This window comes from Chlorobium phaeovibrioides, from assembly GCF_003968655.1.
Lineage (GTDB): Bacteria > Bacteroidota > Chlorobiia > Chlorobiales > Chlorobiaceae > Chlorobium > Chlorobium phaeovibrioides.
This window is the reverse complement of record NZ_RXYK01000007.1, coordinates 23,751-50,480: the sequence shown is the minus strand read 5'-3', so window position 1 is coordinate 50,480 and position 26,730 is coordinate 23,751. Positions and strand designations below refer to the sequence as shown.

At 54.4% G+C, this 26,730-nt stretch carries 23 protein-coding genes; 6 read left to right on the top strand and 17 right to left on the bottom strand.

The genetic code is table 11. The features are described 5' to 3' along the window. Positions 1–171: 171 nt before the first annotated feature. Positions 172–2,211, bottom strand: coding sequence for a tetratricopeptide repeat protein (locus EKD02_RS06025; RefSeq protein WP_126384492.1), 2,040 nt, complete (start codon positions 2,209–2,211; stop codon positions 172–174). A 235-nt stretch (positions 2,212–2,446) separates the two neighbouring features. Here EKD02_RS06025 and EKD02_RS06020 point away from each other — a divergent pair, with 235 nt between their 5' ends. The 3 genes from EKD02_RS06020 to EKD02_RS06010 all read left to right on the top strand — a co-directional run bounded on the left by EKD02_RS06020 (position 2,447) and on the right by EKD02_RS06010 (position 4,750). Next, complete coding sequence (locus tag EKD02_RS06020) at positions 2,447–3,811, top strand: hemolysin family protein (protein ID WP_312024015.1); 1,365 nt, start codon at positions 2,447–2,449, stop codon at positions 3,809–3,811. Continuing rightward, entirely contained in the window at positions 3,808–4,254 is a 447-nt protein-coding gene (locus EKD02_RS06015) for a peroxiredoxin (protein ID WP_011889547.1), read from the top strand. The genes EKD02_RS06020 and EKD02_RS06015 overlap by 4 nt, the downstream gene beginning before the upstream one ends. Positions 4,255–4,327: 73 nt before the next feature. Beyond that, complete coding sequence (locus EKD02_RS06010) at positions 4,328–4,750, top strand: nucleoside-diphosphate kinase (RefSeq protein ID WP_126384489.1); 423 nt, start codon at positions 4,328–4,330, stop codon at positions 4,748–4,750. Between the two features lie 75 nt (positions 4,751–4,825). Here EKD02_RS06010 and EKD02_RS06005 read toward each other — a convergent pair whose 3' ends face one another. The 9 genes from EKD02_RS06005 to EKD02_RS05965 are packed head-to-tail and all read right to left on the bottom strand — an operon-like array spanning position 4,826 to position 15,124. Beyond that, the gene (locus EKD02_RS06005; protein WP_126341811.1) at positions 4,826–5,908 is read right to left on the bottom strand and encodes an AI-2E family transporter; all 1,083 of its coding nucleotides are present in this window, start codon (positions 5,906–5,908) and stop codon (positions 4,826–4,828) included. Positions 5,909–5,959: 51 nt separating this feature from the next. Continuing rightward, positions 5,960–6,703 (bottom strand): 16S rRNA (uracil(1498)-N(3))-methyltransferase, encoded by a 744-nt coding sequence (locus tag EKD02_RS06000; protein WP_126341812.1) that lies wholly within the window; start codon positions 6,701–6,703, stop codon positions 5,960–5,962. A 9-nt stretch (positions 6,704–6,712) separates the two neighbouring features. Next, positions 6,713–7,405, bottom strand: a complete 693-nt coding sequence (locus tag EKD02_RS05995; protein WP_011889543.1) for a ComF family protein — start codon at positions 7,403–7,405, stop codon at positions 6,713–6,715. A 19-nt stretch (positions 7,406–7,424) separates the two neighbouring features. After that, positions 7,425–8,414: an ROK family protein gene (locus EKD02_RS05990; RefSeq protein WP_011889542.1), complete on the bottom strand. Its 990-nt coding sequence runs from the start codon at positions 8,412–8,414 to the stop codon at positions 7,425–7,427. A gap of 36 nt (positions 8,415–8,450) precedes the next feature. After that, positions 8,451–9,248 carry an acyl-ACP--UDP-N-acetylglucosamine O-acyltransferase gene (gene lpxA, locus EKD02_RS05985; protein ID WP_126384486.1) on the bottom strand — a complete coding sequence of 266 codons (798 nt, stop codon included), beginning with the start codon at positions 9,246–9,248 and terminating at the stop codon, positions 8,451–8,453. Positions 9,249–9,254: 6 nt separating this feature from the next. Beyond that, entirely contained in the window at positions 9,255–11,903 is a 2,649-nt protein-coding gene (locus EKD02_RS05980; RefSeq protein ID WP_126384484.1) for a glycosyltransferase family 117 protein, read from the bottom strand. A 19-nt stretch (positions 11,904–11,922) separates the two neighbouring features. After that, entirely contained in the window at positions 11,923–13,047 is a 1,125-nt protein-coding gene (gene hemW, locus EKD02_RS05975; RefSeq protein WP_126384481.1) for a radical SAM family heme chaperone HemW, read from the bottom strand. Between the two features lie 19 nt (positions 13,048–13,066). Further along, entirely contained in the window at positions 13,067–13,651 is a 585-nt protein-coding gene (locus EKD02_RS05970; RefSeq protein ID WP_011889538.1) for a D-glycero-alpha-D-manno-heptose-1,7-bisphosphate 7-phosphatase, read from the bottom strand. Positions 13,652–13,654: 3 nt separating this feature from the next. Beyond that, complete coding sequence (locus EKD02_RS05965; RefSeq protein ID WP_126341816.1) at positions 13,655–15,124, bottom strand: starch synthase; 1,470 nt, start codon at positions 15,122–15,124, stop codon at positions 13,655–13,657. 127 nt (positions 15,125–15,251) lie between these two features. On the opposite strand from EKD02_RS05965, the gene EKD02_RS05960 reads away from it, so the two are divergent. After that, the gene (locus EKD02_RS05960; protein ID WP_126341817.1) at positions 15,252–17,051 is read left to right on the top strand and encodes an Ig-like domain-containing protein; all 1,800 of its coding nucleotides are present in this window, start codon (positions 15,252–15,254) and stop codon (positions 17,049–17,051) included. Continuing rightward, complete coding sequence (gene bchJ, locus EKD02_RS05955; protein WP_011889535.1) at positions 17,048–17,632, top strand: bacteriochlorophyll 4-vinyl reductase; 585 nt, start codon at positions 17,048–17,050, stop codon at positions 17,630–17,632. The genes EKD02_RS05960 and bchJ overlap by 4 nt, the downstream gene beginning before the upstream one ends. Positions 17,633–17,726: 94 nt before the next feature. On the opposite strand, the gene bchL is transcribed toward bchJ, so the two are convergent. From bchL to yihA, 6 genes are all read right to left on the bottom strand, one after another. After that, positions 17,727–18,554: a ferredoxin:protochlorophyllide reductase (ATP-dependent) iron-sulfur ATP-binding protein gene (bchL, locus tag EKD02_RS05950; protein ID WP_011889534.1), complete on the bottom strand. Its 828-nt coding sequence runs from the start codon at positions 18,552–18,554 to the stop codon at positions 17,727–17,729. Positions 18,555–18,591: 37 nt separating this feature from the next. Beyond that, on the bottom strand, positions 18,592–20,175 hold the full coding sequence (locus EKD02_RS05945) for a ferredoxin:protochlorophyllide reductase (ATP-dependent) subunit B (RefSeq protein ID WP_011889533.1): 1,584 nt from the start codon (positions 20,173–20,175) through the stop codon (positions 18,592–18,594). Positions 20,176–20,203: 28 nt separating this feature from the next. After that, on the bottom strand, positions 20,204–21,475 hold the full coding sequence (bchN, locus tag EKD02_RS05940; RefSeq protein WP_126384478.1) for a ferredoxin:protochlorophyllide reductase (ATP-dependent) subunit N: 1,272 nt from the start codon (positions 21,473–21,475) through the stop codon (positions 20,204–20,206). Between the two features lie 114 nt (positions 21,476–21,589). Then, entirely contained in the window at positions 21,590–21,901 is a 312-nt protein-coding gene (locus EKD02_RS05935) for an MTH1187 family thiamine-binding protein (RefSeq protein WP_185805704.1), read from the bottom strand. Positions 21,902–21,920: 19 nt separating this feature from the next. Beyond that, complete coding sequence (locus EKD02_RS05930) at positions 21,921–23,225, bottom strand: adenylosuccinate synthase (RefSeq protein WP_011889530.1); 1,305 nt, start codon at positions 23,223–23,225, stop codon at positions 21,921–21,923. A gap of 146 nt (positions 23,226–23,371) precedes the next feature. Beyond that, positions 23,372–23,947, bottom strand: a complete 576-nt coding sequence (gene yihA, locus EKD02_RS05925; RefSeq protein ID WP_011889529.1) for a ribosome biogenesis GTP-binding protein YihA/YsxC — start codon at positions 23,945–23,947, stop codon at positions 23,372–23,374. Positions 23,948–24,058: 111 nt separating this feature from the next. Here yihA and cysS point away from each other — a divergent pair, with 111 nt between their 5' ends. Then, a complete protein-coding gene (gene cysS / locus EKD02_RS05920) occupies positions 24,059–25,510 on the top strand; it encodes a cysteine--tRNA ligase (protein ID WP_011889528.1) in 1,452 nt (483 codons plus the stop codon). A gap of 14 nt (positions 25,511–25,524) precedes the next feature. Here cysS and EKD02_RS05915 read toward each other — a convergent pair whose 3' ends face one another. Continuing rightward, a complete protein-coding gene (locus tag EKD02_RS05915; protein ID WP_160459891.1) occupies positions 25,525–26,631 on the bottom strand; it encodes a mannose-1-phosphate guanylyltransferase in 1,107 nt (368 codons plus the stop codon). Positions 26,632–26,730 lie beyond the last annotated feature (99 nt).

Below are 26,730 nucleotides of genomic sequence, written 5' to 3'. Positions count from 1 at the left end.
ACACATCCCGGTTGCTACTGCGATGGGAGAAAGCAATAAACTTCACTTACAAAGAAAATACAAAAAAACGAAAAAAAAACCTCTTTGTGAATTTTTTTACAATGCGCATGCATTTATTAATAACCATAAAAACTCACATCCACTGTATCAGAAAAAGTGAGTCAAACGCAATCAGTCAGTTCCATAAGAGGAGAGATACAACCATTTCGAATCCCCATCTTCTTTGAGTTTCTGAAGTGCCAGCGCGCCTGAAACGGTCGACTGCATTTCCGCCCCTATCTCATCCCGCAACTCTTCCTGCTCCTCCATGGTGAAGTGCTTCCAGACCAGAAAAACCCTGTCGTGCGGATAAAAAAGCTTGTGGCGAATCGGCCCGTCATGGTCAATGGCGGAATAGAATACAATGCGCGAGGGGCCGGGAGGAAGCGCCGCAGCAGTCTGTATAATCACAAACTCCTTGAATGAATGAAGGTAGGAAAATCGATGCTGCTCCGGACGAGCCGCCCCAGGAAGTGGCAGATGAAACGGAAGCACATCGTCAGCTACAACCACAATGCGGCTGTATGGCTGAACGGCCGTGAGAAGCGGCCGGAAAAGTGCTCGCTCGAACCACTCTCCCTCCCCCCCTTTGAGATGGGAAAACCCCGGACCGTCGGCAAGCTCCCGCCTGATTCCCGCCACGGCAATGGAGGGCGTATGCAGAGAATCAAACGCGGCAACGCTGCCAACAATCTGAAGATCACGCTTTCCAACCACCATCACAGCAGCCAGGCTGTCAGAAAAAATGGGGCGCACAATCGCCTGGTCATCGCCAAGAGTCTCCTGCACGGTTCGGAGCGTCACGGGGTTGAGCGCCAGAGCCGAAGCAATCGCCGGCTCACGCACCCTCACAGAGGGAAGCAGCTCAAACAGCCTGCCCCGCTTCATATTGAGCGCCTGATCAGTCGCGCGGTTCATCCCGATTCCTGCCGCTCTGTCCACCATATCTGCCTTGCGCTGCAAAAGACCTGAAATTTCAACCAGCAACCTGCGAACCTCAGTCTCAAGCTCCGGAGCAGTTCCTGTGCCGAGCCGGAACTCCTCTCCTCCCCTGATGAGGGATCGGCCAAGCCGCATCATCCCCATCCGCTGAGCCACATCAAAAAGCTCGAAAATTCTCGGATTCTTCAGAAGAAAACCATTGAGATGGAGCGCAGCACGGTTCTCCCGGGCAAGCATGGCTGGCGAAGGATAGGGCGGAGCGCTCTGCCATGCCGCCGCGAACCCCTCCTCCAGTGCGCTTATGCGCTCTTTGTCGGTAAGACCCCCGGCCTCAGAGAGCATAAAAAGTGCCGAAGCCCGCGCATACGAGAGACCATGCTCCTCGAAATACGCTGCAACCTCACGAAAGGGGACCTCTTTTCGGACAATCGCCGCATTGGACTCCAGACGCAGTACCTGATAGAGAAACCTGTCGCCCGACCCTTCTGCCAGACTGAGCGCGCGGAACAGCAGAAAACTCGCATTCCGCTGATGCCGCTGAAGAAGCTGAAGACTGGAGGCGGCTGCGCGAAGGGCGCGGGCGCGCACCGCCGGCTCCCCCTTCATCCGCAGCACGCGCCCCGACTCCGCCACTATCTTCTGAGCCACCGTTTCCCCATCTTCAACAACCACGGCCGGATCGGTCACTCTGCATCGCAACAGGCCTGCCCAGGCCTGAATGCGCACAGAAGGCGGATTCCGCCATAGAGTCATCGGGCGATAAAGAGCCTCCGCCTCTTTCGCATCGCCACTCTGAAGCAGTAATGCCGCAAGCCTCATCTTCACGGCGGAATCGGGATTGCGCACGCCGCGAAGAGCATCGGCCGCCTCGGTGAAGCGACCAAGCTCTCCAAGCCACCCCGCCTTGTCAACAAGAACTGCAGTCCGCACGGAGTCCGGAAGAGTCCCCTCCTCAAGCCCCTCAAGAACCTCTGTTGTCGCCAGAGCCGCATCATACGAACCCGTCAAACCCTCCAGCCAGCGCTTGGAAACAAGGGCAACCACCGCAGCATCTGAAGGGGGGTCAAGGGATTCAAGTGCCAGACCACGCCCATAGAGCTCAATGGCCCTTGCATACTGACCGTGCCGGCCGAGATCGGAAGCTTTGGCGTACATCTCCGAAGAGCTCTCCCCCGAATTATCTGGCGAACTGCACCCGGCAAAAAACAGAAACATTCCCAGGACAGCCATTCCCGGCCTCAAAGGCGGGCAATGAAAACTCATGGCACGGAGCCTCCAGCTCCAACAGGTAAAAATATTATCAAGGTGATTATGTTTATAATACAACAGAATCCCCCTTGAAAAAAATTGTCCTGCGCAGCCCAAAACGAATGTCGCCCGCACTTTCTCCAAGATGCCTATATTACCGGCAACAGGCATCAATTCGGGCGAGCTCTGCCTTACAATGCCAGGCTTTTTCAACTTAATGAACACAATGGACTCCTACCTGCTTGAAGCAGTCATTCTTTTCTCGCTGATTGCCGCCAACGGCTTTTTCTCCATGGCTGAATTCGCCATTATCTCTTCCCGGGCAAGCCGTCTGCATGAGCTGCGTGATGCAGGCCATGAATCGGCCGAAATCGCGCTGAAGCTGCTTGAAAATCCAGGGAAATTCCTCTCGGCAATTCAGGTTGGCATAACACTTATCAGCACCCTTGCCGGAGCCTTCAGCGGCCTGGTGTTTTCCGCACCGTTTGCTGCCCTGCTGGCGACCATTCCACCGCTTGCCCCATACAGCGGACAGCTCGCACTGGCGACCGTAGTCGTCACTGTTACCTTTGTGACGCTGGTTGCGGGTGAACTGGCTCCAAAAAAAATAGCCCTGCAGCACCCGGAAAAAATAACTCTGAAAATAGCTGCATCAATTGACCTGCTCTGCCGACTGAGCGCTCCGGCAGTCAACCTCATCAACGGCTCCACCGACATGCTGCTCCGCATGCTTGGCATCAAAAGCGGCGAAAAGCCTCAGGTAAGCGATGAAGAGGTGATGCTCATGATACGGCAGGGGGCAAAAAAAGGGGTTTTCGAGTCGGTTGAATACGATATGGTTGCGCGGATATTCCGTCTGAGTGACAAGCAGGCAAGCGCAATGATGACTCCCCGAAGTGAAACCGACTGGCTCGACCTTGACAACAGCGACGAGGAAATCAACACAGTCATTCTGGCAAGCGGCCGCTCGCGGTTCCCGGTTGCTGAAAAAAACCTCGACAATCTTCTGGGCATTGTCCGCTCTGTCGACCTGGTCAGTTTTCAGCTGACAGGAAAGGGAGGGCTCCGGGAAGCCATCCGCGCCTCCATGAAAACACCGCTGTTTGTGCCCGAATCGGTGCCGGCATTTCATGTTCTGGAGCTGTTCAGGAAAAACCGGGCCCATCTGGCTCTGGTTATCGATGAGCATGGCTCCATCCAGGGAACAATCACACTGACCGATGTCCTTGAGAGTATTGTGGGAGAGGTGCCGGCCGATGACAGTGAAGAAGATGAACATCGGATTGTGCGCCGCAGCCTGCGGACATGGCTGGTTGACGGCCTTGTGCCGGTTGACGAGTTCCTCGGAGCATTCGAGCTTGAAACCGACGACTTTTCAGAAGGGAAAGATGCCCCCTACGATACGATGGGCGGCTTCATGATGACCCGTCTCGGGGAGGTGCCCTCAGTCGGCGACTCTTTGCAGTGGCGCGATATCAGTTTCCGGGTGATCAAGATGAACGGACAGAGGGTGGAACGCATTCTTGTAGAGTTGAATGCCGAAACGGCCGATGCCATAAACCGAAAACAAAGCGACATATGATTGCAGAAGGAACACCGGCTCCCGACTTCACCCTTCCCGATTCAGAGGGACGGATGGTCGGACTATCCAGCTTCAAGGGGAAAAAAGTGCTGCTTGTCTTTTATCCGGGAGACGATACGCCAGTATGCACCGCACAGCTCTGCGACTACCGCAACAATGTGACAGAGTTCACCAAACGGAGCATTGCAGTTCTGGGCATCAGTGCCGACAGCCCTGAATCACACAAAACATTTGCGGCAAAAAACCAGCTCCCGTTCACCCTGCTCAGCGACAGCTCCAAAAAAACCGCTGAGGCCTATGGAGCGCTCGGCTTTCTGGGCATGGCGCAAAGGGCCTATGTGCTCATTGATGAAGAGGGGAAAGTGCTGCTCGCATACAGCGACTTTCTGCCCATCACCTACCAGCCGATGAAAGATCTGCTGTTGAGAATTGACAGGGCATGAGGCAGCCACCGACTTTTTTTTGTATCTTCGCAGGCAATTTTTTTTAGCAAACACTCAAATGCAGCTCACTCCAATGGAAAGAACCCTTACCATCCTCAAGCCCGACTGTGTCAAAAAGCAGCTTATCGGAGCCGTCATCAACCAGATTGAACGCGCAGGCTTCCGTGTGGTTGCCATGAAAAAAATCAGACTCAGCAAAGAGACCGCCGGCGAGTTCTACGGCGTCCACCGCGAGCGCCCCTTTTTCGGCGAACTGGTTGACTTTATGTCTTCGGGTCCCTGTGTTCCGATGATTCTTGAAAAAGAGAACGCCGTTGCAGACTTCCGCACACTGATTGGCGCCACCGATCCGGCTGAAGCCGAGGAAGGCACCGTCCGCAAACTCCATGCAGACAGCAAGGGCGAAAATATCGTCCACGGTTCAGACTCAGCAGAGAATGCCGCAATTGAAGCCGGATTCTTCTTCGCAGCTGAAGAGGTTGTCCGGAACAACTGAGCTTCAGGAACTCCGGAAGGATAAGAGAAAGGCGGCCACAGGCCGCCTTTCTCTGTATTGTGCCCACCTCCGGGTTCACTCATCGTTACTGACTGTTGAACGGCCCTTGATATCACGCAGGGAGTCACTGAACGCGTCCCCGTACATCTCCCAGACCGTCATGAAGAGCGCTGCGATAATGGGACCGATAATGAAACCGAAAAGCCCGAAGAGGCCAATACCGCCAAGAGTTCCAAAAAATATGAACAGCTCGTGCAGTCGGGTGTCGCGCCCTACAAGAATTGGGCGGAGAATATTATCTATCTGACCGACAACAATGCTGCAGAACAGCAGAACGCCGAGCGCCTGCGGGTAATGACCCACAAAAGCAAGGGAGATGGCTGCAGGAACCCAGACCAGAGGAGGGCCAAGCACCGGCACAACGCTGAGCACCGTCATCATGGTTCCCCAGAACAGAGCGCTTTCAATTCCGGCAATATGGAGCGCCAGGCCGGCAAGAGTACCCTGCACGGTCCCCACAATCATGGTTCCTTTGATGGTAGCCCGTGTTACGGAAAGAAACTTGTCGAGCAGACGATGCTGGTCAGCATCCGACAGCGGCAGATAGTAGAGGATGGTTTCAAGAAGCGAGCGGCCATCACGCAGGAAAAAAAACACGGTATAGAGAAAAATGAAAAAGAGGAACAGTTCGTTGACAGCTGAATAGGTAAATGAAAAAAGCGTATTGAACAGTACTGTTCCGGTTTTTGAGGCCACTTCAGTGACACGCTGCATAATGTCTTCACGGTAGATCACCATCTCCGGATAAAAAGGAAGCGACTGCAATTGCTGGTCGAGAAACGCCGGCTCAATCATCTGCCGAACCCATGGGGCCGCCTGACGGCTGATTTCCACAGCCTGTATGGCCACAATACCCAGCAGCGCCACCAGAGGCAGAACACCCATAATGAAAATAATCATCATGGTGACGGCTGCACCGAGGCTTTTACGCCCACCGACCCACCCAAGCATCCTGTTGTACAGCGGCATGGCAAGAGCGGAAAAAATGGCTGCCAGAAAAATTGCCATGAGGAAATAGCGGATCATGACAAAAAACATGGCGGAGATAAACAGGACAATAACCAGTAGGATGACCCTGTTTGCTTTAAGACTGCCCATAGTGCTGTTCGTTTCGTTTTCCTGTCGTATTCTTCTCAGTCAATATAATGCTTAGAGCCACTCTCCGGCATCCTCTACAAGGAGCTGTGAACGGACCATGGCCGCAGCGAAAAGTGCCGCAGTTTCGGCCCTGAGAATTGAGCGGCCTAAAGAGAGCGTGGTGAACCCGGACGCGCGTGCCTCTTCAGCCTCTTCACCGGTGAACCCCCCCTCCCCGCCAATCAGAAACAGGGTGTTTTTGCCGCTGTAGTTCACTCTTGGCGCCTCGCTGCTCTCTTCATAAGGCATCAACCGGTTATCATATCCCTCAAGCGCAAGCACACTTCTGAAAGGAAGCGGCCCGATGAGTTCCGGCAGATGAAAACATTTGGACTGACGGGCCGCAGAAAGGATGATGTTGTTCCAGCGCTGAAGTTTACCGGCAAGCTTTTCCCCTGATGGCTGACTGACTGTCCGGTGCGAGATCATCGGGATAATGGCACCCACGCCAAGCTCGGTCGCCTTTTCAAGAAACATATCAAACCGTGCGGGAGCCTTGAGCATGGAGAGGGCAACAGTCACCCTGGTGGAGGGCCTGGGAACCACGCTTCGACTGAGAACCTCACCCTCCAGCCACCTCTTGGCAAGCCCGACAACTTCAATCTCTGCAACCCTGCCGGTTCCATCGGTAACCCTCAGCCTGTCACCGGTTTTTTTCCTCAGCACCCGTGCAATGTGATGAAACTCATCCCCTTCAATACGAAGCGAAGCGGTTTCATCAGCAAGGGTTCCCCGGGGGATGTAAAAAAGCTCCATTGTTATTTTCTATTCCTTCAGTGCAAGTGCAACCGAGGCAAGCGATATTCGGGCCGCACCGGCCCCGAGAAGCGCTTTGGACGCAGCTGCCATTGTTGAACCGGTGGTCACCACATCGTCAACAAGCAGCACATGCATCCCCCCAACATCGCCTACGGCCTTGAACGCCCCCTCAAGATTCACTCTCCTCTCTCCTGCAGAAAGCCCTGTCTGTGAGCGCGTGCTCCGTTTCCTCCGCAGTACATGACCCATCATAGGCCTCTCTATGCGCCGGGCAAGCGGGAGGGCAATAACTTCCGACTGGTTGTAAGTCCGCTCAATTTTCTTCAACGGATGGAGCGGCACCGGAACCACACAGTCGATCTCTTCGGCACTTCCACTCGCCGCCACCAGTTCGCCAAGCTCCCGGCCGAACACCCTGCCAAGGGAAAAGAGCCCTCCATACTTCATTGAATGGAGGGCGCTCTGCAATGGACTGTTCTTGTGGAACAGATAGCTGCACCACCCCCGCTCAAATGCAAAAGAGGAACCGAAACGGGCTGCAATCGTACTTCTCAGCATCCCCTCGCCTTCCGTTGAAAGTGCAAAGGGATCAAATTCCGCACGGCAGCTTCTACAGAACCCCGATTCACCCTCCACGAGAAGCCGGTTGCAGACAGCGCAGACATTGGGAAGCAGCAGATGGAGAAGAGAGTCAGGCATGGGCTCTTTCCAACCCGGCTCAGGATTCGCTGAAACAGAGAGCTGCGGCACCATGCACGCCAGCCCGGTTGCCAAGTATTGCAGGAACAAGCTCAAGACCTTCCTGCATTGAGGGAAGAGTTGAACGGCGCAACTGGCTGAGTGCCGGCCCGAAAACCAGCTCCCCGGCACCTGAAATTCCGCCGCCTATCACAAACTTCCTGATATCCATCAGTGCCGTCACATTGGCCAGACCGGTGCCGAGAATGGCCCCGACCCGCTCCCACACAGCGAGACACACTTCATCGCCGTTGAGCGCTGCCGTTTCAATATGACGGGGAGAAAGGCGCGACAGATCATTACTGCAGTACTCCCCCACTGAAGAACCTGACGGACTTGCGGCAATCATCCGGCGGGCAAGTTCCACAATCCTCTCCTTGCCGATAAGCCCCTCAATGGTGCCGCGAATGCCTGCATGGATACTGGTGCCTTCAAAATCAACAATCATGAACCCTATTTCACCCGCAGTACCGCCCGGGCCGCGATAAAGCTGCCGGTTGAGCACAATGCCCCCTCCAACTCCGGTGCCGAGCGTCACCATGAGAAAATCGCTGAACTCCCGTCCCGCTCCGTACACCGCCTCGCCAAGAGCTGCCGCATTGGCATCGTTGTCGAGAAACACAGGCGCCTTGAGCCCGATGCTTTCAACAAGCGATTTCTGAAGTTCTTCACGAAGAGCAACCACATCCCAACCGGGAAGGTTCGGTGGATAACTGAGGGTTCCGGCCGTGCGGTCAACAGCTCCGGGAACTCCGAGTCCGATCCCGTGGAAATCAGCAGGGTCAAGCGTTACCGAAGCGCTCCGGTAAAGGTCGCCGGCAATGGAGGAAATCTGGCGGACAATACCCTGAGGCCCATCCGCTGTAGCGGTCGGCGTCACAGAGGTGCTGAGCACACCCGTCTCGCGCCCCGCCACAGCAGCCTTCACGGCTGTACCCCCGAGATCGATGCCAATTGCCCATTGAGCCATACGCCGTTCCCCGTTAACAATACATAGAGAAGCCCCTCAGCTGTTGAAGGGTCTGATGAATTTCCGGCCATGTTTGCCAGAATCAAAAAAGTCAAGAATTTCCAGAATTTCCGGCTCTTTTGGAAATTCTGCGCGAACCTTTTCAAGAGCGTTGCCAAGAAGCAGTCCCGACTGGAAAAGCACCCTGTAGGCATCTTTGATGAGAGTGATGCTTTCAGGTGAAAAACCCCGCCGCTTCAGTCCAATTGCGTTGAGCCCCTCATAGCGGAACGAAGCGTGGCCTCCTGCCATGACAAAGGGTGGAACATCAAGAGCCGCACGGGAAATGCCGCCGACCATTGCATAGCGTCCGATACGCACAAACTGGTGAACGCCCGCCAGACCACCGACAACGACATAATCGCCAACCTCGCAATGACCACCAAACTGCACCGAGTTGGCAATCACCACATTGTTGCCGATAACACAGTCATGACCAGCGTGTACATACGCCATAATCAGACAGTCGGACCCAACAACAGTTTTGCCACTGGCCACAGTGCCGCGGTTCAGTGTAACACACTCCCTGATGACCGTGCGGTCACCAACGAACAGTTCAGTTTTCTCTCCGTTGAACTTCAGATCCTGAGGCTCCGTCGCAAGCACGGCGCCCGCATGAATCCGGCATCCGCTTCCAATGCGCGCACCGGAAGCTATATGCACATGAGGGCCGATAACCGTACCCTCGCCAATTCTGACATCATCCTCAATTACCGTAAAAGGCCCGACACTCACACCTTGTGCGAGCTGCGCGCCGCGGTCTATCACCGCACCTGCATGAATACTGTTTTGCATTGGGGTTCACTCCTTCATTTTTTCAAACTCCTGACGAAGCCGCGGTTCATGAAGTGCCGCACCGAGGCTGTCAATAACCCTTCCGGCTTCATCCATCCGTCCTGCCGCCCGGTAAGCCCTTGCCATGGCATAAAACAGCCTCGGATTACGGGCAGGCGTTGTGCGGGAAACCAGTTTTTCAAGATACGCAATATAGATGGAAGCTCCCTGTTTTTCCCCAAGCCGGGAATACAGGGCAACTGCAGAACCCGCCAGCTCGGCGTTCAATCCGAAGCGCCCGGGGGGAAGAAGTCGGGTCGCTGTATCAAGAACCTCCAGCGCCAGCTCTCCCCTTTTCAGGGTCCGGCTGCCTCCTCCGGAAGGCTTCGGAACCGAAATACTCTTCATGGGCTCGTCCGCAAGATCAAGGGCAAGACGGATAAGCAGCGGCGAATAGTTGGAGGCAAGACGCAGGGAGGTCTCTTCAAGAAACACCGCGGAGTCGGCAAGATTCCGATACTGATACACCTGCAGCAGATTCGAGGAGAGCCTTACCGGGTCAACAAAACTCATCGGGTCAGCACTTTTCAACGGCACCACCTTTGAAACCAGACCATCAAGGCGCAGATAGCGGTCCAACCCCATCATCCCGTCGGGGTCAACCGTCAGGGCAAAATAGATCGGCCTGTCAGCGAAATTGTTCAGCACAATATCGTATACGGCAATGTCCTGCGGCCGGAGGTAGCCCTGGCCTCCATAGATGAGTCCGGGCTTGATTTTCCAGGGAATGCTCTCAAGCGGCACTGAAGGCAGGCGGAACCCATGCTCACGCGACTCCCGCTCCAGCTCTCGGGCGGCTGCCGATGAGGGCAGTTCAACAGAAGCTGAATCAATGGGAACATAGGTAATGGCCTCCAGTTCCTCATTGGTGAGGCTGAAGAGAACCGGCCGGGCACCCCGCGGCGAAGTGTTTTTAAGCTGCTGCAGATACCACCCTGTATTGGCAAGACTCAAATTCACCACCCTCACATCGGTCCGTATCCCCTCCACCTCCTGAAGGTACCAGAGGGGAAAGGTGTCATTGTCTCCATTGGTAAAGAGAATAGCATCTCTCTGGCAGCTCTGCAGAATATTCCACCCCCAGTCCCACGAAACAAAGTTTCCTGAACGGTCGTGCACCCGGTAATTCGCCTGCAGCATTCGCCCGTTCACAAGCAGACCGAGCACCGTTACCGTCAGCACTGAGAGCAGAAGCCGTTCTCTCTTTCCGGGGGTCTTCAGCCAGACAGCAAGCTGACGGCAGAGGCTTTCAACACCAATGCCGATCCAAAGGGCAAACGCAAAAAAACTGCCCGCATAGCTGTAGTCGCGCTCTCTGGGCTGGGGCTCCGTCTGGTTCAGATAGACCACCAATGCGGCCCCCGTCAGAATAAAGAGCGCTGTGACAACCAGCCCCATCTTCCACTGCCGCCTGAAATGGGCAACAGCTCCCCCAAAGCCGACCAAAAAAGGAATCCCCCAGAGCACGGACCAGTCAACACCGGCTCCCTCCCGTTGATCACTCCGCCCGATAAACTGCCATCCGAAATAGCGCAGATACATGCGCTCAAGCTGATATGACAGAAAATAGTCCAGATCATTATTATAGCGGCTGTAATAATACTGGTGGGTCGGTTCAGGCGACCAGCGCCTTGGCCAGAGGGGCATATCACCGTACTGCTCACGATTCAGATAGGAGAAAAAAGCATCGGGAGTTGACGGGTTGTTCTCATTGATGGGAGGAGAGGCCTGCGCCCTGACATAAATAAGGCCGTAAGAACCATACCCGATGACAATCAGCATGACCGACATCAGCACCGTATTGAGCATCGCCATCCTGTGCTTCTGGGTATAATACACCCCGTAGACAAGAATGGCGAGAAAGAGGATGAGCCCCGTCCACGACGCCAGCTGCAGAAGCGCCGGCAACCCCTTGATGATAAGGGTGTAGATGAGGAAAAACAGTGTTGAAGAACCCAGAACAAGAACGCTGAATGTTTTGAGATTGACCTCAAACCGCCGGAAATAATAGACCAGAGCGATTGCAAAAACAGCAAGAAGACTCAGAAGATGAACTCCTATCGACAGACCTATCATATATGCCGAAAGCAGAAGCCACCGCTCATGCCCTTTTTCGGGATACTCCTCATGCCAGCAAAGGATAAGCCAGACCACCATGGCAGTAAAAAACGAGGAGAGCGAATAAACCTCCGTCTCAACGGCATTGAACCAGAAACTGTCGGAAAAGGCAAGCGCAAGAGCCCCGACTGCAGCGCCACCGAAGGCAGAGATAGCCTCAGCACCATCCCATTCATTCCGGGGAGTTGTACGATAGAGGGCAATCAGGCGGACAATGATCAGATAGGTCAGCATGACGGTTCCGGCACTCGCCAGCGTGCTGATGAGGTTCACCCGTGCCCCGATGTCCACCGGCAGCGGAAGCATGGAGAACATGCGGCCGAGAAGCAGAAACAGAGGAGCTCCGGGGGGATGGGGAACCCCGAGCGTCCGGGCCGTTGCAATGAACTCCCCGCAGTCCCAGAAGGAGAATGTAGGAGCCATGGTGGCCAGATAGAGCAGCTCCGCACCAAGAAAAAGCAGAGCAGCTATGGCACGGTTGAGAACCCGGTTGGTCATGAACAGGATTGTAAGGTGGTCAATACGGAATCAACTCCGCCGCTATGAGATCGGCAAACAGAAAACCGGGGTCCGTAAGGTACAGTGCCCCGTTTTCGTACCGGATCCAGCCCCTTTCTTCCATTGTTTCAAGAGCCTTCATCATCTCATTGGGTAATGTATTGCCTTTTCGTAAAAACTCAATGGAGAGCCCACTGTTTATGCGCAATGAAAGAAAAACCTGCTCTTCGAACCGCTCCCGCTCTCCAAGAACCTCCCTGAACCCTTCTGCAGCTTGGGGAGAGGAAAGATAGCGCGACAGGCTTGCTTCGTTGGCAGTGCGAAGTTCACCCTCTTCCGTTCTCAAAAAACTGTGAGCCGAGGGGCCGTACCCTATATACGGCTCACGCTTCCAGCTGGCAAGATTGTAGCGGGAGTGGCAGCCGGGCATGGCAAAGTTCGAGACCTCATAATGACCGTACCCGGCTGCTTTCAGCTCCTTGAGAGCCTGCATGTAGAAGCCGGCCTGCTCACCCTCATCCGGCACCCTCACCCTTCCCGCCGAAACATCACGGGACAGCAGCGTCCGGGGCTCAAGCGAGAGCATATAGACCGACACATGCTGCGCCTCTGACTCCTTCGCCCGTTCAAGATCGTCCTGCCAAACCCCCCTGTCTTCACCCGGAACACCACAGATGAGATCCAGACTGACAGAGTCAAACATCCGGACAGCATCGCGGGCAGCAGCCATTGCCTCCCGGGGAGAATGCGCCCTGCCGAGAGAAGAGAGTTTTTCCGAACTGAACGACTGGACCCCGAGGCTGAGACGGTTGACGCCCGCCTGATGAAACTCATTTGCGGCACTTCCCTTCAGGTCTTCGGGATTGGCTTCAAGCGCAATTTCCATATCGGGAGCAAAAGAGGCGAGAGAGGCAACCTGTTCGAGCCAGCTGCCGAGAAGAGAGGGGGACGCCATTGACGGGGTACCGCCGCCAAAATGGATGGCGCCTATTGTCTGTCCCTTCAAGAGAGAGGCGCGGGAGGCCGTTTCACGGCGGAGCGCCACAAAAAAGTCCTCCATCCTGAGAGTACCCGCAACCAGATAAAAATCACAGTAGGAGCAGCGTTTTCTGCAGAACGGAATATGAACATAGAGGCTCAGCATGGCCGGAGAGAACGCCGCGTCAGGCAAGAATATGACTGGTCACAGCCTGATAGAGATCGTCGGCAATGAATTCCGGCACAATACCGTGCTCACGGCAGATCTCCTCCTCGTTGTGGCCTGTCCTCACCAGTATCGGGCGAAGCGAGGCGGCCATGCCGCACTCCACATCAATCATCTTGTCGCCCACAAAAAACGATGCACTGCGGTCAACTTCATAGCCCCCGGAGCGGAAATCGGCAATGGCACGGTCAACCATACCTGTGGCAGGCTTACGGCAATCCTTGTACCGGTCATATTCAGGATGGGGATAGAGAGGATGCGAGGGGCAGTAATAACAGCTGTCATAGGCAGCCTCATGCGCCGAAAGCAGTTCGTTGAGATAACGGTTGACCTCCTCCACCTGCTCAACCGTGGCAATGCCACGGGCAATACCCGCCTGATTGGTGACGACGACAATGCGGAATCCGGCAGCACGGGCAAGCGCCATTGCTTCAGCAGCACCCGGAATAATCTTCAGCTGGTGATTCTCGGCAATGTATGAACCGGTATCTTCATTGATGGTGCCATCCCTGTCAAGAAAAAGCACCCGTATCGTTTCACTCATTGTTCAGGACTCCAGCAGTTCACGATACAGCCCGCCATACTCCTCGGCCGAATGCTTCCAGCCGAAATCGCGCGCCATGGCCCGGCCAACAATCTCCTTCCATCTCTCACTGTCGTGATAGAGAGCAACCGCAGCCCCAAGCCTTGCCACAAGTGCCTTGGGCGTGTAGTCATGAAAAATGAACCCGTAACCGTCCTTTTCAGAATAGTCGTCAATGGTTTCAACAATACCCCCGCCGGCAAAGGCTACCGGAATGGTGCCATAACTCATGGCAAACATCTGCAGCATGCCGCACGACTCAATTTTACCCGGCATAAGCAGAATATCAAATCCTGCAATGGCAAGGTGGATAAAGCTGTCGGGGCAGTCGGTATGCAGACTCACCGTTTCGGGATGGGCGTCGGCAAACTCCCTGAACTGTTTCTCATATTTTTGATCGCCTGAACCGCAGATAACCAGCTGTATATCCATGGCGGCAAGCTTTTTCAGACTGCCTGCAATCAGCCCGGCTCCCTGGAACTCGTCAAAATTAATGATGACGCCCACAACCGGTCTGTCGGTATCCGGGGAAAGTTTTATCTCCTCCAGCAGAGCCCGTTTATTCTCGGTTTTGCCCTCCATCCGTTCCGGGGCATAGCGCTTTTTGATGAGTTTATCGGTAGAGGGATTCCACTGCCGTGTATCAATGCCATTGACAATGCCATGCAGAGTCACATTCCTCTCACCAAGAACCTCACTGAGACCGAATGCATTTCCCGCTTCCCCTGTAATCTCCTCGGCATAGGAGGGGGAGGTCGTTGTCAGCATGTCGGCATGTTCAACTCCTGTATAGAGCATGTTGACATCATCGCCACTCCGGTGGAGCTCTGAACACACCTCATCGGGAAGCAGTTTTTTCAGCACCTTGAAAGGAAGCACACCCTGACGGTACACATTGTGAATAGTCATGGCCGTCTTGATGCCACGGAAAAACTCATGGTCGCGGTAGACGGTTTTCAGAAGAAGGGGAACAAGCGATGCATACCAGTCGTGGCAGTGGATGATATCGGGTCTCCAGCCCAGCCTCTGAAGGGTCTCAAGCACACCAACATTGAAAAACGCAACCTTTTCGGCAAGCGCTTTCAGCTCTCCCTGTACCGGGGTGTCGGTAAAGAGACCATTGCGCTTGAAATATTTCTCATTATAGAGAAAATAGGTCTGTATCTTGCTTGAAGGAAGTGCGGTTACCTTTACATTCAAAAGATCGGTCTTCTCTTTCAGGGGAACCTCAATATCTGAAAGACGCAGAACATCATGAAGCCGGAACTTCCGGTCATTGATGGCGCCGTATTTTGGCATCATGATACGGGCCTCAAATCCCTCTTCCTCAAGGGCCTGGGGAAATGATGCCATAAAATCCGCCAACGCACTGGTTCTTACAAAGGGGGATACTTCACCGGATATATAAAGAACCTTGAAATTTCGTCTGGACATCTATGGTGACAATCGATCTATAATTTTTCAGCAAAAACTTTCATAGAACTGCATTACTTTTTAATTTACAAATTTTCAGAGACAGATACAATTCAGCCTGCCCCGCCAGGAAACCGTCAGGAGAAGCATGAAAAGACCAACGAGCATTCTGAACGCCATCCTTGTTCTGCTCGCCCTTGCTGCTTCGGGCTGCGCTTCAGACGCCCCACCCTCTGGCGGCCCCGTTGACCCTCAGCCCAGAGAGGTGCTCTTCTCGGACCCCGACTCAGGATCCGTCAACACCAGTCCAGCAAAAATCCGGCTTCTTTTCAGTCATCCGGTAACGGCGCGTCAACTGCTTTATGCAATTCATTTCTCACCCGAAGTAGACAACTACCATGTCACCGTCAACGGCAACGAGGCGGAAATAGTGTTTTTCAATCCCTTTGAAGCGAACCGGACATATATCCTCACCCTCAACAAAAGCCTGCTGGGAACCTACACACTCCCCTTTGCGACCGGAGCAAGGCTTGACACCAGTTCCATCAGCGGCTCAGTCCAGAACACCGATCTCTCACCTGCCGCCAGTGCTTTTGTATTGGCCTTCAAAAGTCCCGGCAGAAACGGCAGCATGCCCGACATGCGCAACGACCGCCCGGACTACCTCACCCAGACCGACGCTTCAGGATCATTCCACTTCAGCCATCTCGCACCGGGCTCCTACAGCCTCCTGGCCTTCAATGACAGCAACGCCGACATGCGCTGGAACCGCAGCACCGAAGAGATCGGCCTCAGCTCTTACAGAACGGTTCCTGCCGGCTCGAAAAACATAGCTCTCCGACTTGGGGGACCTGATGCCGACCATCCCGGCATAGCTGCATGCCGCCCGCTTGAACGGCAGCTCCTGGAACTCACCTACACAGAGCCGGCTGAACCTGCCGACATTGACATCAGGGAGATTCAGATCCATCACGCCAAAACACGCAAACCAGTCCCCGTACTCGACTGGTACAGCCCTGTTTCGGCCTCCGCCAGCACAAAAATACGAGTCCTTTGCGGACCACTGAAAACCGGAGAGCCCTATATCATCACTGACCAGAAGGCGGGAACAAACAAAGTCCTCTTCTATCCCACAAGGTTCACCGCTGAAAAATTGCCCATCAGCATCAGCACAACACCTGCCGACAAAAGCCAACCCGGCTACATGAACACCGTCTGGCCCGAAATCGGAAACACGGCGACTCTCAGCTTCTCTCAGCCAGTCACCCGAAACGCCATACGAAGCGCAACCGTCCTCTCCGAATCGGGACGCCGCAGTCCGGAAACACTGGAATACGAACTGAAGAAGATTGATGCCAGAACATTCAGCATCCGCCCCATAGACGGGTTCAGGCCCGGAACCCCCTACACCCTCTCCATAGACTCTGCCTCGGTCAATGGCAACCCTCCCATACAGAGCGCCAGAACCACCCGGGTCTCACGCTTCACAACCGCCGACACCACCAATACCGGTGGTATTTCCGGCACCTGCTGGTCACCACGCGGACCGGTCATCGTTGAGGCCAGAGCCTCAAACGGAGCGCTCCCCCATCGGGTACGGGGGATACAGAAAGAAACAGACTCCTTCAGCTATGCCTTTACGGGACTCGCTCCAGGCAGTTACACACTCAGCGCATTTGTACCCGCAGAAGGAAATGAACAGGATCTCTACCGGCAGAAATGGCGCCCCGGAACCCTCAGTCCCCTGACTCCTTCAGCCCCGTTCGGCCTGCATCCAGGCAATGTCAGGGTAAGAGCACAGTGGATGGCTGACAACATTGACATAGACATCATGAACACCGCCCCCCGTGCGATAACGCCAGACTCGCTCAAAGGCGGTTCCCGCATCCGAAACCTCAGAAAACAGCAGCCGCCTTCCCCGCAAAAACCAGAACCCTCACTCCAATGACCGCCACTCCCGCCGCCCCTTCAAAAATAGGACCGAACTCCATCATCCAGACAGTCAACGCCCTTGAGGCGTCCATAGGAAAAGAGAAAACCGAAGCGCTGCTGAGAAGCATCGGCCAGGACCACTTCATCGGCAACCTCCCCACCGACATGACTGACGAGTCGAAATTCCACGCCCTCGTCACCGCCCTCGACACGGAAATCGGAGCCAGGGAGACCGCTGCCATCCTTGAAGAGTCGGGAAGCCGAACTGCAGAATACCTCCTCCGGGTCAGGATTCCGGGCCTCTTCCAGAAACTCCTCAAGCTTCTGCCCGCCGGAGCGGCCTTCAGCCTCCTCTTTTTTGCCATCAGCAAAAACGCCTGGACCTTCGCCGGAAGCGGTGAATTCACCTATAGCACCGGAAAGAACCCGGTCATAAACCTCAAGGTACTCCACCCCTCACGCCCCTCAGTCGGCAGCTTCTTCCTCGGAACATTCACACACCTCATTCACGAACTCGTCAACACAAAGGCCACCATCACCCCCTCCATCCAGACCTCAGGGTCCTCACTGAACTGCACCTATCGCGTCACCATGTAACCCTCCGGCCTGCCCCCCGACACCCTCAAAAAAGATACAAAGGTAAAAGCCCCGCTGTTGCGGGGCTTTTACCTTTGTATTCCAGATCAGCGGCTTACTGCCAGCCGCCAACTATTTCAAAGATTTCACGGTCACCGATCGGCTCGGGAATTGAAGCCGGGGTGTTTTCCTGCATGAGGGTTTCGGCTATCTCATTGTAGGGAACGAGGCACTCATCCTTGCCCGGGGTATCTTCCATGGCAAAGAGTGTTTTGCCGGCAAAACGGCTTTTGCGGATCAGTTCGTGATAAGGAACCTTGGCAAGAAGCCTGGTACCCACCTTCTCGGCAAACTGGTCGAGCATGTTGGTGCCTCCGCCGGTTGTGTAGTCAACCCGGTTGGCCACAATTCCCGCCAGCTTCACCTTGTATCTTACACTCTTCTGCTGGATTGCCATGCAGAGGCGGTTGGCTGCAAAAATGCTGTCAAAGTCGTTGGTGGCAATAATGATGGCGTAATCCGCATAGTTCAGAGGGGCGCTGAACCCGCCGCAGACCACATCGCCAAGCACATCAAAAAGAATGACATCATACTTGTCATAGAGGCCGAGTTCCTGCAGAAGTGTCACCGATTCACCGACCACATAGCCACCGCATCCGCTGCCGGCAGGAGGGCCGCCCGCCTCAAGGCCATCAATGCCGGCAAATCCGGTTTCAATGACATCTTCGGCCGTCAGCTCTTCGTGGTGAAAATCAACCTCTTCAAGAGCCTCAATGACGGTTTTCTGGAGTTTCCCGGTAATGGGAAAAGTGCTGTCGTGTTTGGGGTCGCAACCAATCTGAAGCACTTTGGCGCCTTTCAGGGCCAGTGCGGCAGAAATATTGGCACTCGTGGTGCTTTTGCCGATGCCGCCTTTACCGTATACAGCCAGAACTAAACTCATAATGATTGCATGTCAATAGTATTGAAAAGAAATACCCTTACCCGCCCAGCGAATCCTTTGCCCGACGGAACACTTCTACCGTCACCTCTCCTTCGCCCTGCTCCATCGCGAAAGTCTCCGTATTCTTCCTCACCTTCTTGCGGACAAAAAACGGCACCTTCTTCAGCATGGTTTCAGCCTCGCCCGTCCACACCATGCCGCCCTCGCCTTCCGTTGAACCTCCGGCGGGGGAATGGCCATTGGCTGCTGCTGCCGCCACTCCGGTTTCGTCAGCCGCATCACCATCCTCATATTCAAGACCCGCATCACCGAAAAAGTCGATGAGATGCTTTTCAAGGCCAAGTTTGCAGGAGAGATAGACCCTGTCGGCAATCACATCAGCTCCGTCAAATCCGAAGAAGGGATAGTAACCAAGCAGATGGTTTTCAATATGGGTCGGGGGAGAAACAACCATGCAGGGAATATCAAGCTTGCGGCAGCTGTGGCGTTCCATCTGCGTACCGCAGACCAGATCCGGAAGCTCGTCCTCAATCACTTTGGCAACATCCTGGAACCGGTCGGTCACCATCAATTCGCCCGGCAGGTAGCCCTCAAGCTCCCGGCGGACCCAGTCGGCATCGCGCTCAAGATAGGTTCCCGCTCCGACAACCTTCATACCGAGTTCGTCACGAAGGAATTTCACCATAGCAACCGTTGTGGTGGCGTCGGCGAATACAAAAGCCTTTTTATTGCTGAAGCTCTCCATGTCGGCAGTACGGGCAAACCATGGAACTCCGCTGGGAGCACTCATGCCGTCAAGCGAAAAGTCATGGAGTGCAGGCATGCTGATCGGGGATGCGCCGCATCCGGCACCGACCTCATTGAGTTTTTCAATAATGGAGCGAAGCCAGCGCAAGGTTGGCTCCACGCCTATCGGCGTGTCATAGACCGCCGGCATCGCAAATTCCTGTTCGAGATATTCCGCAGCGGTCCTGCCAATTTCATGGTAGGGGGCAATATTGAGCCATGCTTCCGGAAGTCTCGCAAGATCGGCAATTCCTGCACCCCACGGAGCAACCACATTCACCTTCACGCCCAGCGTAGACAGCATACGGCGAAGGCTGGTAAGGTTGGCCTTCAAGTGAAATCCAAGAGAAGTAAAACCAAGCAGGTTGACAGCGGGAACTGCACTTTTCTGTCCATTGGCGGCATACCGCTTCACCAGTTCGGTAAAGAGACCGTCAGCCGCTTCGTTTTCCGTCACACGGAAGGGATTGACTGCGTAAACCATCAGCTTTTCCTGTGCTACTCCCGAATGGGCGGCAAGCTGACGGAGATCCTCCTGGAGAAGTGCCGTACTGCAGCTCGGGGCAATGACGGTCAGTTCGGGATGATAGTGGTGCTCAACCTGCTGAAGGGTAGCCGGAAGCCGTGAAACTCCCTGTGCGAGATCGCGCCCGCGGACAACACTGATGGAGAGAGCCGGAAACTCCGGCGTTCTCTCAAGCATGGTATAGGTTGCGGTAATATAGTCATCGCCCTGCGGGGCATGGTAGACCGTATGAACACCCTTCATGCTGTTGGTGATGCGACTGATACCATGAAGGGCTGTGCCCTCGTAGAGCCAGAAAGCTAAACGCATACTCTCTTGTGTTTGTTATTGCATTTCCTCATGAAACTTTTTCCGCACTCGGCATCACACCCTCAAGCCACACATCCCGGTCAAATTCCGGCAGTGCGCTGCGGCGGTCGAAAGGCGAAACGAACATGTTGGCCAGCGTAAAGACGCCTGACCATCCGTGAATGGACATCAGCATGAACTCCATGCTCCACTTCACAATAAAACCCTGTCCCACAAAGGGATTGGCGGTCATAAGAGAGGTCACGACCATGTCGGGGCGTTCCCGCTTGATATCTTCAAGCTGACGGTGGAAATTCGGCTGTTCTACCACCCGAACCCCCTCAAGAGCCTGGAGTTCCCGGGCATGGAATTTCTTGTTGATATAGGCGCTGCTGCACTCCATAACTTCCGCACCCGCACTATGGAGGAACCGTGCAAGCGGCAGCTCCATCATGGTGTCGGCAGTCAAAAAGACCTGTTTGCCCTTCAGGAGGTCGGTCTGGCGGCGGATCTTCTCCCATGCAGCCTTTTCACGATCACTGAGGTCAACCTCAATACCGAACATTTTCGCAAGGTCTTCCCAGAATGCCCTGGTGCCGTCGGGGCCGAAAGGAAAAAGGGAGTGCAGGGTCCTGGCACCTCTTTCGCGCTCAAGCTTCACGGCAACGCGCGACAGATAGGGCTGGATTGGAGCAAGAACAGTATCGGGGCCAATAGCCGGCATATGCTCAAAGCGGGATTCCGGAAGAAATCCTCCGACCTTGATGCCCAGTTCTTCAGCCTCCGCCCTCAAGTCATCAGCGGTGGCATCATTGACGGAACCAAGAAAGACAACACTTTTTTCTCCCGCGGGAGCCTGGGGACAGAAGGGAACCAGTGCATGAAGCACAGAATCTTCAGCCTGGGTGAAATTGTAGACCAGCCCGCTTGCAGGGACAAACAGCACCGGAACCTCGGGCGTTGCCAGATGGTCGGCAAGCCCCTTGAAGTCGACCTTCATCACCTCGGGGGTGCAGGAAGAGAGGAGAAAAATAACTGACGGGTTGTGATCGGCCTTGATTTCAGCAATAATTTCCTCAAGGCTCGGCTCATGCTTTGAAAGGTCACCCTCTTCAAGAAGCGCGATACCGAAACGCGGCTTGGCGAAAATCATCATGCCAAGAGCGTTCTGCAAAAAATGGGCACAGGTATGTGTGCCGAGAATCAGGAAAAAGCTGTCCTTGATTTTCTGGTACATCCACCCAACACACGCCAGACCGCAAAAGCTGTGCGTTACATTGTCCTCCTTGATTATGCTGCCATCACCGGGAACCTGAAGCATGTATGATTTCCTCCCTGTTAGTGACCCCGACCGAACCCACTCCCTGTAAGGAAAACGGACCAGCCAAAGGCAAAACTTAAAGACCGTAAAGATAAAACTTTTTCGCCAATCCCCCTACTGCCCCCCAGAGTCGACTTTCCTCATGACTGAGTCCACCTTCTCCCCAAGCGTCACATTCCGGTCTCGCCTGTCGTCAATTTTCATCACCGTATAGACTCTTTTTCCTCCAGCACGAAATGAGTGCTCATGCAGCATCAGGGCAAGTTCAAAGAGCTTCTGTGCCGGCCCCTCCACTGTAGTAGCCATATCATTGAGGCAGTAACGGCAGCCGCTCTCTTCAAGAATCGCCTGCAGCTCAGCAACAAAGCCGCTGTAACTTGAGCGCCCCCCGTCAAGAGGTATGACGGAAATATCCATAAGAGCCATGGCGACAGATCGGGGAAGGTTAACGGAACACAGTCTCATTACGGCCAGGTCCCACCGAAATGAATGTGACAGGAACTTCCAGCTCGTTTTCCAGAAACTCAACAAACTGTTTGGCTGCGGGCCGCATCTCTTCAAAGTTTCGGGCATCGGCATTGGAAGCCATCCATCCCTTCATGGGGGTAAGAACAGGCTTCACCCGTGAAAGAGTCTCGTGGTCGGTCGGGAAATCAAAAATTTCCTTTCCGTCAAGCGTATAGGAATTGCAAACCTGTATTTCCTCAAAACCATCAAGAACATCGAGCTTCGTCAGCGCCAGTTCGGTAATGCCGTTGACCGCCACCGCGTAACGCATGGCAACAAGATCAATCCAGCCGCAACGGCGTTTCCGTCCTGTTGTGGCACCAAATTCATGGCCGACCCGTCCAAGTTCCTCGCCCGTTTCGTCAAACAGTTCAGTCGGGAAAGCGCCGTTGCCAACCCGTGTCATATATGCCTTGCAGACGCCGATCACTTTGCCGATATGGTTCGGAGCAATGCCCGAGCCAGTGCAGGCGCCACCTGAAGTAGGGTTCGAGGAAGTAACAAACGGGTAGGTTCCATGGTCAACATCGAGCAGGCTCCCCTGCGCACCCTCAAGCAGCACAGTCCTGCCCTCGCGCAGCTGCCGGTTCAAATAGAGCTGTGTGTTGGTGATGTAGGGATCGATGATCTTGTCAAACTCTTCATACTCTCGGACCATCGACTCAACATCAATCTCCTCACCATCATAAATGGTGGTGAACAGACGGTTCTTCTGGGCAAGGTTCTCGCGAAGCTTCTCCTGCAGCACCTCTGCATTGAGCAGGTCAACCACCCGGATGCCTTTTCTGGCAAACTTATCCTCATAGCTCGGGCCAATGCCCCGGCCGGTTGTACCGATTTTCTGATCCCCCTGAGCACTCTCGCTCAGGCTGTCAAGCCTTTTGTGATAAGGCATAATCAGGTGAGCATTGTGGCTGATGAACAGCCTCCCCTTCACCTCATATCCAAGCGCCTCAACTGTCGCAATCTCCTCAAGCAGCGCCACGGGATCAATCACCACGCCATTGCCAATGACACAGACGCACTTTTCATTGAAGATTCCCGAAGGAATAAGATGCAGTACCACACTCTTGCCATCAAAACAGATGGTATGGCCTGCATTTGCGCCGCCCTGATAGCGGACGACAATATCATACTGATCGGAAAGATAATCGACAAGCTTGCCTTTGCCTTCATCACCAAACTGGGTGCCAATGAGAACGGTTGCCGACTGGGAAGGGAGAGAGAATGGTTTTGATTCCACAACGATGGGTATTTACGGGATGTATGGGCTCACGGAACAACAACCTGTCAAGGTACCAAAATTATTCCGTTTTTTCAGAAGCCTTCATTGCATATGCACATCCGCTGAACATCAGCATTGAAGGCAGATACTGTAGCGCGTTCCCTTCAGAGATAGCGGTCGAAATGGTCAAGCAGCTCGTTTTTTCCCTTTCCAGAGACAGATGAATAGCTGACGATGAACCCGGCATTCATGGCGCAGCTTTCCGTTGCCCGTTTTGCATGAGTCCGCTCTTTCTGGGTGAGTTTGTCGTCCTTGGTAAGCACAATGCCGTAGGGACGGTCATGATAGGCAAGAAAATCCATCATATCACGATCTGACTTCATGGCAGGATGGCGTGAATCGAGAAGAAGCACAACCAGTGCGATGGCGGCACGGTCGCCAACATAGCCTGCAAGCAGCCTGCCCCATGCATCCTTCTCCGCATGGCTCACAGCCGCATAACCGTAACCGGGAATATCGACGAAATAGAGATTGTCGTTAAGGAGAAAATAGTTGATCAGGCGGGTCTTTCCGGGGGTGGAGCTGGTTTTGGCAAGTCCCTTGCGGCCAGTCAGCGAATTGAGAAGGGATGATTTGCCAACATTCGAGCGACCGGCAAATACAATTTCAGGAAAACTCTCTTCGGGAAGGTCCGAAAGGTCTGAAACGCTTCGAACGAATGCAGCGTTGGTGATCTTCATACAAGAATGGTAAACAGGCGGGAAGCCCCGGTTAAAAAAGAAGCTAAAAACCTTGGGATCAAAACCCAAATGTTTAACTTTTCAGCAAACCATACCAACAGGAATACCGCTATGACACTTGCCATATACAACTCCCTCGGACGCGAAAAACAGCCCTTCACTCCGCTTCACCCGGGAATGGTCGGCATCTATGTCTGCGGACCCACCGTGTACGGCCATGCCCATCTCGGCCACGCCAAGAGCTATGTTTCCTTTGATGTTGTGGTTCGCTGGCTGCGCCAGAGCGGCTACAGGGTGAAGTATGTGCAGAACATTACTGATGTGGGCCACCTCTCCGACGACGCCGACGAGGGGGAAGACAAGATTGCCCGCCAGGCACGGCTTGAAAAAACCGATCCGATGGAAATCGCCCAGTACTATACGCGGAGCTTTTACGAGGATATGGACCGGATGGGCGTGCTGCGACCGAACATAGCCCCGCTGGCAACCGGGCACATCCCCGAACAGATTGCTCTTGTAGAGGCTCTGGTCAAAAGCGGCCATGCCTATGAAGTCAACGGCAATGTCTATTTCTCCGTAGAGTCCTTTCCCGGATACGGAAAACTGTCCGGACGGACCGACCTTGAGGCTGTTCAGTCGGGCGCCAGAGTAGGCGTGCGCAGCGAAAAGCGCAACCCTTCAGACTTCGCGCTCTGGAAAAAGGCTGAAGAGAGCCACCTCATGCAGTGGAGCTCCCCATGGGGAATGGGCTATCCGGGTTGGCACCTCGAATGCTCTGCAATGTCAATGAAATACCTGGGAGAGACCATAGACATCCACGGAGGCGGTATGGAAAACCGCTTTCCCCACCATGAATGCGAAATCGCCCAGTCGGAGGCAGCAAACGGCAAGCCCTATGTCCGCTACTGGATGCATAACAACATGGTGACTGTGAATGGCACAAAAATGGGCAAATCGCTGAAGAACGCCGTCAACCTGAAGGAGATATTCACAACCATCAACCCTTTAGCCATACGGTTCTTCATACTGCAGTCGCACTACCGCTCCCCTCTCGACTACTCAGATGCGGCAATCGCCGCATCAACCGCAGGACTCCAGAAACTTCGTGAAACCCGCCAGCGGCTTCAGGGAGCAACTGCAGGAACTGGAGCAATGAATGTTGCACCATTCAGAGAGCGGTTCAGGGAAGCGATGGATGACGATTTCAACACTCCGGTTGCCATTGCGGCGCTGTTTGACTTTGCCAAGGCGCTGAACGCAGCCCTTGACCGCCCGGAAGGCCTTGACCAGCCATCTCTTGGCGCAGCTGCCGACCTCTTCACTATGGCAGGCGTTGATGTGCTTGGCATTCTCGAACATGATTCCGGATCCATCGGAAACGGGGCCGGAGACAGACAGCGGCTTGAGGGAGCAATGAAGGTCCTCATGGAACTTCGCAGTGCCGCACGCAGTGAAAAGGATTTTGCAACCAGTGACCTGATTCGTGACGGGCTCAAAGCGGCAGGCATTGAAATCAAGGATACGCGGGAAGGGGCAAGCTGGTCGGCCCTCAGCAGTCAGTAAGGGGACCGGAACCCTTACAATACCTCATCCATACCCCGTCGCTTCAGTTCTTCAAGAAGCCCGGGGACCCTGCCCGCTTCGCCCCGACAGCAAATCAGCAGCGCATCTCCTGCGTCAACTACAATCAGTCCGCTTACGCCTATGCAGCAGACAACCCTGCCGGGAGGCTTGCGGACAAACACCCCCTCGCTCTCAAGCAGCACCACCTCCTTCTCATCCCCTCCCGATGTTCCCTTCAGGCGGATGATATCGTCCCATGTGCAGGGAGCCGCCCAACCGAACTCTCCTGTCAATACCACCACCCTTTTTGATTTTTCCATGAGACAGCTCTCAATGGACTGCCTGTGCAGCCAGGCATACACTTCAGCCGAAACCCTTTTGAAATCGCGGGTACGGGCAACTTCCGACAGTGAAAGAAGGTCGCGGTAGAGTTCAGGAATCCACCGGCTGAACTCATGCAGAAGAAGATCGACCCGGGTAATGAATATCCCGCTGTTCCAGCAGAAATCACCACTGCTGATAAAATCAACGGCCGTTGCATAATCGGCTTTTTCCACTACAGCACGCACCGCATAAAGATGGGAGCTGCCCTCTGGCGTCTCTGGCTCCGGCAGGGGCAGTTCAGCCCCTTTCTGGATATATCCGCAACCCGTTTCAGGACGCAGAGCCTCAATGCCCACAACAACCATGGCCTCCCGGACCGAAGCCACCGCCACAGCCTGCCGCAATACCGCTTCACATGCCTCTTCATCATGCACGACATGATCAGCGGGAATGACAAGCAGCACTGCCTCCGCATCGAGCTTTCTGACATGAGCAGCCGCAAGAGCAACTGAGGCTGCAGTCCCCCGCCACACAGGCTCAATCAAAAGATTGTGCTCGCTGTAGAGCTCCCCCACACCCTCAAGCAGACTTTTGGCATGAAGACCGGCAACAAGCACTATGTGTTCGCGTGGCACAATGCCTTCAGCACGATGCAGAACCCCCTGAAGTAAGCTACCCATGTCCGCAGGATCAAGAAACGGCATAGGCCTCGCTTCCCGCTCAAGAGGCCAGAACATCCTGGTCCCTACTCCAGCGATGACAACTGCGTAAAGATGATTTTCGGTGTGGCTCGTCATAACACCTCTCATTATTGTATCAGCAAGGGGGGAACAGAAGAAATGTACGACAAAACAAGGGATGCGTATTTGTCAATGAGCTCAAAATATCGTTTTATT